At 73.0% G+C, this 11,102-nt stretch carries 10 protein-coding genes and 1 pseudogene; 7 read left to right on the top strand and 4 right to left on the bottom strand.

What is annotated here, in order from left to right; genetic code table 11:
* Positions 1-42 precede the first annotated feature (42 nt).
* The 7 genes from K313_RS23590 (at position 43) to ffh (ending at position 8,394) form a co-directional block, all read left to right on the top strand.
* A complete protein-coding gene (locus K313_RS23590; protein WP_019287928.1) occupies positions 43-216 on the top strand; it encodes a hypothetical protein in 174 nt (57 codons plus the stop codon).
* A gap of 121 nt (positions 217-337) precedes the next feature.
* Entirely contained in the window at positions 338-1,708 is a 1,371-nt protein-coding gene (gene ftsY, locus K313_RS0112800) for a signal recognition particle-docking protein FtsY (protein ID WP_019287927.1), read from the top strand.
* Positions 1,708-2,370 (top strand): mismatch-specific DNA-glycosylase, encoded by a 663-nt coding sequence (locus K313_RS0112795; protein WP_029211932.1) that lies wholly within the window; start codon positions 1,708-1,710, stop codon positions 2,368-2,370. The genes ftsY and K313_RS0112795 overlap by 1 nt, the downstream gene beginning before the upstream one ends.
* Before the next feature lie 99 nt (positions 2,371-2,469).
* Positions 2,470-3,834 (top strand): ammonium transporter, encoded by a 1,365-nt coding sequence (locus tag K313_RS0112790; protein ID WP_205621865.1) that lies wholly within the window; start codon positions 2,470-2,472, stop codon positions 3,832-3,834.
* A complete protein-coding gene (locus K313_RS0112785; protein ID WP_019287923.1) occupies positions 3,831-4,169 on the top strand; it encodes a P-II family nitrogen regulator in 339 nt (112 codons plus the stop codon). Before K313_RS0112790 ends, K313_RS0112785 begins: the two co-directional genes overlap by 4 nt.
* A gap of 116 nt (positions 4,170-4,285) precedes the next feature.
* A complete protein-coding gene (locus K313_RS0112775) occupies positions 4,286-6,706 on the top strand; it encodes a [protein-PII] uridylyltransferase (protein ID WP_029211930.1) in 2,421 nt (806 codons plus the stop codon).
* Positions 6,707-6,798: 92 nt separating this feature from the next.
* A complete protein-coding gene (gene ffh, locus K313_RS0112770) occupies positions 6,799-8,394 on the top strand; it encodes a signal recognition particle protein (protein ID WP_019287920.1) in 1,596 nt (531 codons plus the stop codon).
* Positions 8,395-8,403: 9 nt separating this feature from the next.
* Here the strand turns inward: ffh and K313_RS0112765 are convergent, their stop codons facing one another.
* The 4 genes and pseudogenes from K313_RS0112765 to K313_RS24715 all read right to left on the bottom strand — a co-directional run.
* Positions 8,404-9,474, bottom strand: coding sequence for a glycoside hydrolase family 26 protein (locus K313_RS0112765; protein WP_019287919.1), 1,071 nt, complete (start codon positions 9,472-9,474; stop codon positions 8,404-8,406).
* Between the two features lie 66 nt (positions 9,475-9,540).
* A complete protein-coding gene (locus tag K313_RS0112760) occupies positions 9,541-9,738 on the bottom strand; it encodes a hypothetical protein (protein ID WP_019287918.1) in 198 nt (65 codons plus the stop codon).
* A 3-nt stretch (positions 9,739-9,741) separates the two neighbouring features.
* The gene (locus tag K313_RS21065) at positions 9,742-10,602 is read right to left on the bottom strand and encodes a glycosyltransferase family 2 protein (protein ID WP_276203036.1); all 861 of its coding nucleotides are present in this window, start codon (positions 10,600-10,602) and stop codon (positions 9,742-9,744) included.
* A gap of 128 nt (positions 10,603-10,730) precedes the next feature.
* Positions 10,731-10,952 (bottom strand): annotated as a pseudogene (locus K313_RS24715) (hypothetical protein); the annotation flags it as partial.
* Between the last annotated feature and the right edge of the window lie 150 nt (positions 10,953-11,102).

Here is an 11,102-nt window from a genome sequence, read left to right as displayed (position 1 = left end):
TTCCTGGACGGGCACCCAGGCAGGCAGGACACACTGGGTGTCATGGTCGTCGTCATCCTTGGCATGCTGCTCGCTCTCGCTCTCGCCCTCGTCGTGGTGGCCCTCGTGGCCATCCCCGCCGCCCGTGAGGGCGACACCCTCCTGACCGTCGAAGGGCAGGAGCGGGTCGCCGACACCGTCACCGCCGCCCGGGAGAAGGTCAGCAGCAGCCGCTGACCCCGGCCGTCGCCGTGCGGGTCCTCGCGACCCCGCAGGACACCCCTCACCGCCCGTCCGGCGTCGCGCCGGCCGGGCGGCGCGTTGTGTGTCGGGCGCCGACCTTTGCGAGGATGGCGGCGTGGACACCCTCCAGGACTACCTGCTCCTCATCGTCGGCATCCTCGTCTTCGCCGTCGTCGCGCTCGTCGGCCTCGTGCGCAGCCGTGGCGGCCGGACCAAGGACGCCCCCAAGCCGCCCTCGACCCGACCCGAGCCTCGCCGTGACGCGCCTGCCCCGACCTGGGGAGACGTCCTTGAGCCCAAGGCTCCCCGTCGCGACGCCGGCACGCCCGGTGAGCCCGGACAGCCTGGCGGCGCCACCAGCACCAGCAGCGCATCTGCTGACGGCGCCGAGCTCGACGACGAGACCGCACGGTCGTCCTCGGCGGCCGGCACTCCAGCGCCCGACCAGGACCCCGAGGGACTGACCTCCCGCACCACGACCCTCGAGCCTGGCGACCGCGACGGAGCACCGTCGGGCGTGACCCCCACCGCCCCCGAGCCCGAGGTGGGCACCGAGCGGCCCGAGTCCGCCCGGGGCCGCATGCACAAGCTGCGCTCGCGCCTGGCCCGCTCCAACACGGCCTTCGGACGCGCCCTGCTCACCCTGCTGTCCAGCGGCCGGCTCGACGAGGCGGCGTGGGAGGAGGTCGAGGACACCCTGCTGGCCTCCGACCTCGGCGTCCAGGCCACCTCCGAGCTCGTCGACTCGCTGCGCACCCACGTGCGCGTCGACGGCACCACGGACGAGGCCGAGGCCCGCGAGTGGCTGCGCGAGGACCTGCTGACCCTGGTCGACCCCACCATGGACCGCCGCATCGCTTCCACCCGCCGCGGTGACCGACCAGCCGTGATCATGGTCGTCGGCGTCAACGGCACTGGCAAGACCACCACCGTCGGCAAGCTCGCGCGCGTGCTCGTCGCCGAGGACCGCGACGTGATCCTCGGCGCGGCCGACACCTTCCGCGCCGCGGCCGCCGACCAGCTCGAGACCTGGGGCGAGCGCGTGGGTGTCCCGACCGTCCGCTCCCACCGCGACGGCGCCGACCCCGCGTCCGTGGCGTTCGACGCGGTCAAGGCCGGCATCGAGCAGGAGGTCGACGTCGTCATCCTCGACACGGCCGGCCGCCTGCACAACAAGGTGGGGCTGATGGACGAGCTCGGCAAGATCAAGCGCGTCGTCGAGAAGACCTCCGAGGTCGACGAGGTCATCCTCGTGCTCGACGCCACCACCGGGCAGAACGGCCTCAAGCAGGCCGAGGCCTTCGCCAAGGAGGTCGCCATCACCGGCATCGCGCTCACCAAGCTCGACGGCACCGCCAAGGGAGGCATCGTCGTCGCCATCCAGCGCGCCCTCGGCGTCCCGGTCAAGCTCGTCGGGCTGGGCGAGGGCCCGGACGACCTCGCGCCGTTCGACGCGGTCGCGTTCGTCGACGCCATCGTCGAGTAGTGGTCTCGCAGCACCCGAGCGGGAGCCCGTCGCCTCGTGAGGCGGCGGGCTCCCCGGCATACGTGAAAGGTCGGCGGCCCACGGCCGACGAGCTCCTGCAGGCCCGGGGGAGGGTCATCGCGGACCTGCTGCCGGACCCCCTGCGCCTCCTCCTCGTCGGGATCAACCCCTCGTTGTGGTCGGGGGCGGTGGACGCGCACTACGCGCGGCCGGGCAACAGGTTCTGGCCGGCCTTGCACCGGGCCGGCCTCGTGCCCCGGGTCGTGGACCCGAGCGCCGGGCTGGCCGACAGCGATCGGGTCGCCTTGTGCGACAGGGGGATCGGTATGACGAACCTGGTCGCCCGCGCGACGGCGCGCGCCGACGAGGTGAGCCCCGAGGAGCTGCGCGAGGGCCTGGACCGGCTGGCCTCGGTGGTGCAAGACCGGCGTCCGACCGTCGTGGCGTTCGCGGGGATCACGACCTACCGGATCGCGTTCGGGGTCAAGCAGGTCGAGCGTGGTTGGCAGCCGGAGCCCTGGCACGGCGCGATCGTCCACGTCGTCCCCAACCCGAGCGGGCTCAACGCGCACGACACCGTGGACTCGATCGCCCTCGCGATGCGGGCGGCGGGGGCGGACGCGGGGCTGGTCCCGCCCATGGGCGGCCACTGGGGTCGCTAGCCGCGGGACACGCGGTGTTTACGCGGCGCGGTCGCGGTTAACGTCACGGAAACACGATCGCGTCGGGTCGTGAAACGCGGCCCCGACAGGGTTGAGCCCATGGACGCGATCAACACCGGCGACACCGCCTGGGTCCTCGTCAGTGCCGCGCTGGTGCTGCTCATGACCCCCGGTCTTGCCCTCTTCTACGGCGGAATGGTGCGCTCCAAGAGCGTGCTCAACATGATGATGATGAGCTTTGCGGCGATGGGGATCGTCGGCGTGCTCTGGGTGCTCGTCGGCTACTCGATGGCCTTCGGCGACTCCCTGGGCGGGCTGATCGGCAACCCCCTGGACTTCGCCGGGCTCAACACGATGCTCAACCCCGACTCGGTCGTCGGCACCGTGCCCTCGACCGTCTTCGCCGGCTTCCAGGCGGCGTTCGCGATCATCGCGGTCGCGCTGATCTCCGGAGCCATCGCGGACCGCGCCAAGTTCTCGGCGTGGTGCGTCTTCGCGGCGATCTGGGCGCTGCTCGTCTACTTCCCGGCCGCCCACTGGGTGTTCTCCTTCGACGGCGTCGTGTCCGACAAGGGCGGGTGGATCGCCAACACGGTCAAGGCGATCGACTTCGCCGGCGGCACGGCGATCCACATCAACGCCGGCGCGGCGGCCCTGGCCCTGGCCCTCGTGCTCGGCAAGCGGCGCGGCTTCGGCAAGGACCCGATGCGCCCGCACAACCTGACGCTGGTCATGCTCGGCGCGGGTCTGCTGTGGTTCGGCTGGTTCGGCTTCAACGCGGGCTCGGCCCTCGGCGCCGGCCCCCTCGCCGGCATCGCCTGGATCAACACCCTCGGCGCCACCGCCGCGGGCATGTGCGGCTGGCTGCTCACCGAGCGTCTGCGTGACGGTCACGCGACCTCCCTCGGTGCCGCTTCGGGCGTCGTCGCGGGCCTGGTGGCCATCACCCCGGCGTGCTCCACCGTCAGCCCGGTCGGCGGCATCATCATCGGCGTCCTCGCCGGCGTGGCCTGCGCCTTCGCGGTGGGCCTGAAGTTCCGCCTCGGCTACGACGACTCGCTCGACGTCGTCGGCGTCCACCTCGTGGGTGGCCTGGTCGGCACGCTCGCGGTCGGCTTCCTCGCCACCGACGCCGCCCCGGTCAACACCGTCAACGGCCTGTTCTACGGCGGCGGGCTCGACCAGCTGTGGCGCCAGGCGCTCGGCGCGGTCGCGGTGCTCGTCTACTCCTTCGTGGTCACCTGGGTGATCGCCAAGGCCATCGATGCCACGATGGGCTTCCGGGCCAGCGACGAGGACGAGCTGCAGGGCGTCGACCAGACGCAGCACGCCGAGACGGGCTACGACCTGACCCCCATCGCCATCGGTCGCCGCCCCGGCGCGACCGGACCCCTCGGGGACGCCATCGGCGCCACCTCGCACTGGGGCCAGGGCACCCGCACCACGGAGGACGTGAACTCATGAAGCTGATCACCGCCATCATCAAGCCCCACATGCTCGACCCGGTCAAGGAGGCCCTGGAGGCCTTCGGCCTGGCCGGCATGACGGTCAGCGAGGCCTCGGGCTACGGTCGCCAGCGCGGCCACAGCGAGGTCTACCGCGGCGCGGAGTACACCGTGGACTTCGTCCCCAAGCTCCGCCTCGAGCTGCTCGTCGACGACCGCGACGCCCGGGACGTCATGGACCTGGTCGTGCGCCAGGCCTCCACGGGACGCATCGGGGACGGCAAGGTCTGGTCCATCCCCGTCGAGGAGGTCGTGCGGGTCCGCACCGGCGAGCGCGGGGTCGACGCGCTGTGACCTCGAGCGTCGGTCCGGGACAAGGAGCTACCGGTGGGGCCGCTGCTGGCGCAGCAGGCGCAGGAGCGGGCGCTGCCGGCACGGCCGGAGGGACAGGGGTCGGAGCAGGAGCAGGTATGACGACCGCCACCGCCTCCCGCACGGCCGCCACCCCGGCCACCCCCTCCACCCTGCGCGACCGACGCCTCAGCCTGGCCGGCACCCGCGAGCACACCGCTCGCGGGGCCGGCCAGGCCCGTCGAGGGGCCGTGACGGCCCTGACCGACACGTCCCTGCGCGAGCTGTGGGCCGAGGCCACGTCCGGACGTCTCCTGCCCGGCGTCGCCCTCGCCGCCACGGGCAGCCTGGCACGTGGCGACGGCGGGCCCCTGTCGGACCTCGACCTGGTCCTCCTGCACGAGGGCCGGGTCCCCGAGGGCGAGCTCTCCGCCCTCGCCGACCGCCTCTGGTATCCCCTCTGGGACAGCGGGCTCGGCCTCGACCACTCCGTGCGGTCGCTGTCCCAGTGCCGCAAGGCCGCCACCGACGACCTCACCGCGGCGGTCGGCCTGCTCGACCTGCGCCTGCTCGCGGGTGACGAGGAGGTCGTGACCGCCGTGCGGGCGGCCCTCGCCCACGACTGGCGCGCGAACGCCCGCAAGCGCCTGCCCGAGCTGGTCGAGTCGGCGCAGGCGAGGCACGCGCGCTTCGGGGACCTGGCGCAGAGCCTCGACCCCGACCTCAAGGAGGCCCGGGGAGGGCTGCGCGACATGACGATCCTGCGCGCCCTCGCGGTGGCCTGGCTCGCGGAGCGGCCGCGCGGGGAGGTGCTCGCGGCATACGACCGGCTCCTCGACGTGCGCGACGCGCTGCACGTGGTCACCGGTCGCGGGCGGACGCGCCTCAACCTGCCCGACCAGGACGCCGTGGCCGCGCTGACCTCGGAGCCCGACAGCGACACGATGCTCGCCGGCGTGGCGACGGCCGCGCGGGCCGTCGCCCACGACCTCGACGCCGCCCTGCGCAGCGCCGGGCAGGCGCAACGCGCCCGGACCCTGCGGGTGCGCACCCGGCGCCCCGTCCTCACCCCCCTCGGCCACGGCCTGCACGCCCACGACGGCGAGGTCGTCCTCGGCCCGCGGGTGGACCCGGCCCGCGACGCCCTCCTGCCGCTGCGGGCGGCGGTCGCCTCCGCGAGAGCCGGTATGCCGCTCGCCCCCGCCACCGCGGCGAACCTCGCGAGCCGGTGCCCCGACCTGCCGGTGCCGTGGCCGCAGGACGCCCGAGACCTGCTCGGCGACCTGCTGGCGGCCGGCCCCGGGCTCGTCGACACCTGGGAGGACCTCGACCAGGCGGGCCTGGTCAGCCGCTGGCTCCCGGAGTGGGACGACGTGCGGAGCCGCCCGCAGCGCAACGGGATCCACCGCCACACCGTCGACCGGCACTGCGTCGAGACCGCCGTCGAGGCGTCCCGGCTCGCGCGCGAGGTGGCCCGCCCCGACCTGCTGGGCGTCGCCGCGCTCCTGCACGACCTCGGCAAGGTGGCCGGCGCGGGCGATCATAGCGAGGAGGGCGCGACGCGAGCGCGTCCGGTGCTCGAGCGCTGGGGCTACCCGCCCGAGGAGGTCGAGACCGTCGTGGCCCTCGTGCGTCGGCACCTCACCCTCATCGAGCTGGCGACCCGGCGCGACCCGGAGGACCCAGCCACCGTCACCGCCGCCGTCGAAGCCGTCGCCGAGGACCCCGAGCGACTAGCGCTGCTGCGGGCGCTGACCGAGGCCGACGCCCGCGCCGCGGGGGAGCAGGCCTGGTCGAGCTGGCGTGAGTCGCTGCTCGCGCGCCTCGTCGCCGGCACCCGGGCCCGCCTCGCGGACGCGCAGGGGTCCGTCCGACCGATCCCGGAGGCCGAGCCCACGCAGGTCATGATCCCTGCGGTGGCCCGGGGTGAGCTCGCCGCCGGACACCCCTGGGTGGGCGTGGAGCGCGACGGCTCGGTCGACCGGGTCAGCGTCGTCTGCCCGGACCGCCCCGGCCTGTTCGCCGACATGGCGGGCCTCATGGCCGTGCACGGGCTCGAGGTCCGCAGCGCCAGCATCCGCACCGTCGACGGGCTGGCCGTCGACGACTGGCACGTCGTGTCGCCCGCCGAGGACCCGGTCGACCTGGACGCGCTGCGGCGCGGCCTGGCCCGGCTCGGTGGCGGCGACCGGGCACCCCTCGCCGCGCTGGACCGACGCGCACCCCGACGCGCCCTCACCGCCAGCTCCCGGTCCGCCTCGGCCGCGCCGGGCCAGACGCGGGTGCTCGTCGTGCCTGCCGGTGGCACGGACGCGACGGTGCTCGAGGTCCGGGCCGGGGACGCCTTCGGACTGCTGCACGACCTGGGGCGGGCACTCACCGCGGAGGGGGTGTCGGTGCGCAGCGCCCACGTCGCGACCTACGCCGGGCAGACGCTCGACACCTTCTACCTCACCGACGCCGCCGGCGAGCCGCTGTCGCCGGGCCTCGTGGCACGTACGGTCTCCGCCCTCATCGACGCCTGCGACGGTGCCTCGTGAGAGGCGCCGGGCGGGCGGCATACGGCCCGGGGCCGAGGATCGGCCCGCAGCGCCTGGTCGGCAGCCGACCCGTCACCCGTTAGCCTTGTCTGGTGTTCACGAGCCTCTCCGACCGCCTGACAGACACCTTCCGCCACCTGCGCAGCAAGGGCCGGATCACGGAGTCCGACGTCAACTCGACGATCCGGGACATCCGCGTCGCCCTGCTCGACGCCGACGTGGCGCTGCCGGTGGTCCGGCACTTCACCGCCGCGGTCCGCGACCGGGCGCTCGGGGCCGAGGTGCACGAGGCGCTCAACCCCGCCCAGCAGGTCGTCAAGATCGTCAACGACGAGCTCGTCACGATCCTCGGTGGTGAGACGCGCCGCATCGCCTTCGCCAAGCAGCCCCCGACCGTGATCATGCTGGCCGGCCTCCAGGGGTCCGGCAAGACGACCCTCGCGGGCAAGCTGGCCTACTGGCTCAAGGACCAGGGACACACCCCCATGCTGGTCGCGGCCGACCTCCAGCGCCCCAACGCCGTGACCCAGCTGCAGGTCGTCGGCGAGCGCGCCGGGGTGCCGGTCTACGCCCCCGAGCGGGGCAACGTCTCGGGCTACGACGCCGCCATCGAGAGCCGCTCCGGCACGCAGGGCTTCGGGGACCCGATCGCCGTCGCCCGCCAGGGCGTCGAGGAGGCGCGCCGCCAGCAGCGCGACGTCGTCATCGTCGACACCGCCGGCCGCCTCGCGATCGACGAGGCCCTCATGCAGCAGGCCTCCGACATCCGCTCGGCGATCGACCCCGACGAGGTCCTCTTCGTCATCGACGCCATGATCGGCCAGGCCGCGGTGGAGACCGCCGACGCCTTCCAGCGCGGCGTGGACTTCACCGGTGTCGTGCTCACCAAGCTCGACGGCGACGCCCGCGGTGGTGCGGCCCTCTCGGTCGCCCAGACCACCGGGCGACCGATCATGTTCGCCTCGACGGGTGAGGGCGTCAAGGAGTTCGAGGTCTTCCACCCCGACCGCATGGCGAGCCGCATCCTCGACATGGGTGACGTCCTCACCCTGATCGAGCAGGCCGAGCGGGCGTTCGACCGCCGCGAGGCCGACGAGATGGCCCGCAAGTTCATGGCGGAGGAGGACTTCACCTTCGACGACTTCCTCCAGCAGATGGCCGCCATCAAGAAGATGGGCAGCCTGAAGTCGATGCTCGGCATGATGCCGGGGATGAACCAGATGCGCGACGCCATCAACGCCCTGGACGAGCGGGAGTTCGACCGGGTCGAGGCGATGGTCCGGTCGATGACGCCGTTCGAGCGCACCCACCCCAAGCAGATCAACGGGTCGCGGCGCGCCCGCATCGCCCGCGGCTCCGGCGTGCAGGTGTCCGAGGTCAACGCCCTGCTCGAGCGCTTCGGCGAGGCGCAGAAGATGATGCGGCAGATGCGTCGCGGGGGCGGCATGCCGGGCATGCCCGGTCTGCCTGGTGGCGGCAAGAAGGGCAAGCAGGCCCCCCAGCGCAAGAAGGGGAAGTCGGGCAACCCGGCCAAGCGCGCCGAGCAGGAGCGCGCCGCCGCGGACAAGGCCAAGGCCGCCAAGGTCAACTCGTTCGGGTCGGCCTTCGGGGGCGCGGACGGCGCCGACGGCGCTGGTCTGGACGCCTCCCAGCTGCCCAAGGGGTTCGACTCGTTCCTGGGTCGCTGACCCCGCGGGTCAGGGCTGACGCGGCTTGAGGATCGGCGTCGCGACGGCCGAGCGCAGGCCCGACGCGGAGCCCGACGAGCTGGCGACCCGCCAGTTGCGCTCCTTGTCCACGTCGAAGATCACGACGGCCTGGACGTTGCGGTAGCCCGTCCTCATCCGGGCGAAGGCGTCACGCCACCACGTCGCCTTGCTCCGACCGCTCGGAGCGCTGACCGGCACCCGCGACACCCCGGCCGAGGCCGGGTCGGCCGAGGAGATCTCGCAGATCCACACGGGCTTGCGCGGTGCGAGCGCGACGAGGCGCTGGTACTGCGTCGCGTAGACGTTGTCGAAGCTGCGCCAGCCCAGGTTGCGGGTCCGCGTCGTGCCCCAGTTGTAGCCGTCGAGCCCGAGGATGTCGACCACGTCGTTGCCGGGATAGATCGTGCGGACGTCGGTGGTCCCGGCATACGTGTCGGTGGTGGGGTTGAAGGCCCACCGGACGTTGGTGGCGCGCTCCTGGCGGAAGATCGTGACGGCCCGACGCCACGCGGCCTTGAACTGCGCCGGGCTGCCGCCGCGGCTCTTGACCGCGCCGGCGGTCGGCTGGTGCGCGACCCAGTCGGCGTTCATCTCGGCCCAGGGACGCAGGACCACGGGACGACCGTAGGCACGCAGCGTGCGCGCCTTGGCGCGGAGCACCGCGTCGCCGCGGCCGCTCGACCAGTAGGCGTAGTTGCCGTAGTCCTCCAGCGACCAGGCGACGAGCAGGGTGCGCGTGGCACCCATGGCCCGGTCGCTCGGGTAGGGCCAGTAGGGGTCGTCACCGCGTCCGCGGAAGACCGAGGCGATCGCCATCGGACGCCCGACGGCCGAGGCCGTGCGGTCGAGCACGCGGGGATCGCGGTCCATGCCCTGGCTGTAGGCGCCGAGGGCCAGGGGGATGGTGGAGGTGAGGGCCGTCGGCTGGGCGGCTGCGGCGGCGGTGGGGTCGCCCGCGCCAGGCAGGGCGGCGGGCGCGGTCACGAGGGACGCCGTCGCGAGGGCGGCAACGGCGAGCAGGGAGCGACGGCGAAGGGCAGGGCGACGGGCGGTGACCATGCGTCAATATTACGCACAGTCACCGCCCATTACGCACTGTATGTCGCGTGTGATCGGGTCCCCAGGTCAGGCGGACTCGTTCAGCATCGCGGCCCGGGCGCGGGCGGCCTTGCCGCGGTAGACCGGGGCCATCCGCTTCACGGCCGAGACCGCCGCCACGAGGGCGAACGTGCCCATGGCGAGGTAGAGGCTCTCGAAGCCTGCGTAGGTCAGGCCTCCGCCGACTCCGGCGGCGAAGACGGGGGTGGCTGGGTTGTTGTACATGGGTCACCATGTCCTTTCGGTTCGTGCGATGGCATCTGCATAGGCTTTGGCGTGGGTCGCCTGGAGGAAGAAGTCGAAGGGCAGCTCGTACATCGTGGCGGAGAGCAGCTGCTGGCGAATTCCCTTGTCGCGCACCGTGACGAAGCGCTCGACGCAGAAGATCGCGGTGATGCCCAGCCAGATCGGCTGGAGCATGAAGTGCCCGAGCGTGATCGTCAGGGCGACGTCCGCGAGGTACAACGCGGTGATGACGACGCCCAGCATCGTGAGCAGCTGGCGGCCCCAGTAGGGGCGGGTCACCCGGGTGATGCCGTACTGCACGCAGTTCTCGACGGCCCCGCGCTTCCACCGCAGGCGCTGCTGCCACAGCTCGCGCCAGGTCGACATCGCCTCGGTGGTGAGCGTGCAGCTGGGGGGTGCGAGCAGCTCGTACCCCAGGTGCATGATCGCGAAGGACAGCTCGTTGTCCTCCGTGAGAACGCGCGGGTCGTAGATGCCGCCGCGGCCGTCGCCCTCGGGGAGCCGCCCGTCCAGGCGGGCCCGGCTGAGGTCCTGCAGCATGGTGGCCCGGAACATCGCGGCCGTGCCCGTGACCACGAGGCACTTGCCGTCCAGACGCCGGACGTCGCGGGCGTAGCGGGCGTACTCGTTGTCCTGGAGGTGCTGGAGGAAGCGGGAGTTGGCGTTCCACGTCAGGCGGCTCCACCGCTCCGCGGGAGCCTCGGCGCGGCGGGTGCGCTCGCGCTGCACGGCCGGCTGCGCCCGGAAGGTCCCGCCGACGGCGCCGAGGTGGTCGTGCCTCGTGAGGTAGCCGGCGGCGTTCTCGAGGAAGTGGGCGTCGAGGGCAGAGTCGGCGTCCTGCACGAACACGAGGTCGTCCGCCCCCAGGTCGGCAGCAGCGTGTCGAGCACCTGGTTGAGGGCGCCGGCCTTCTTGTCCGTGTTGCCGACGGTCTCGACGACCGTGACCCCCATGCCGCGGGCGATGTCGACGGTCGCATCCGTGCAGTTGTCGGCGATGACCGTCACCGTGTGCGGCTGGTAGGTCTGGTCGCGCAGGGCCAGGAGCGTGTTGGCGATCCCGGCCTCCTCGTCGTGGGCCGGGACGAGGACGTGGACGCGACCGAGGCGGCGCTCGCCGACCGATGCCTGGGCGCGCTGCGCGCCGGCAGGGGCGGTGGCCTCGGGGCTCGTGGGGGCGAGCGTGGGGGACATGGTGACCGCTTCCTCAGGAGGGGCTGGATCCCACCTGGGTGGTGGGGCTCCACCAGGTTCCGGTCCGACCTACTGGCCGGTTGGGTCATCGCATACGGCTGTACCTTCACGGGTTGCAACTACTTCGGACGGTCATGGACCTGGTGCGGT

The organism is Arsenicicoccus bolidensis DSM 15745 (assembly GCF_000426385.1).
Classification (GTDB): Bacteria; Actinomycetota; Actinomycetes; order Actinomycetales; family Dermatophilaceae; genus Arsenicicoccus; species Arsenicicoccus bolidensis.
Note: the sequence above shows the minus strand (reverse complement) of the source record. Positions and strands in the feature narration are given on the sequence as shown.

Excerpts from the sequence above, each read along its gene's own strand:
- K313_RS23590 (WP_019287928.1), top strand. The coding sequence starts at position 43 with ATGGTCGTCGTCATCCTTGGCATGCTGCTCGCTCTCGCTCTCGCCCTC.
- K313_RS0112765 (WP_019287919.1), bottom strand. The coding sequence starts at position 9,474 with ATGGTCACCGCCCGTCGCCCTGCCCTTCGCCGTCGCTCCCTGCTCGCC.
- K313_RS0112760 (WP_019287918.1), bottom strand. The coding sequence starts at position 9,738 with ATGTACAACAACCCAGCCACCCCCGTCTTCGCCGCCGGAGTCGGCGGA.
- K313_RS0112785 (WP_019287923.1), top strand. The coding sequence starts at position 3,831 with ATGAAGCTGATCACCGCCATCATCAAGCCCCACATGCTCGACCCGGTC.
- K313_RS0112790 (WP_205621865.1), top strand. The coding sequence starts at position 2,470 with ATGGACGCGATCAACACCGGCGACACCGCCTGGGTCCTCGTCAGTGCC.
- K313_RS0112775 (WP_029211930.1), top strand. The coding sequence starts at position 4,286 with ATGACGACCGCCACCGCCTCCCGCACGGCCGCCACCCCGGCCACCCCC.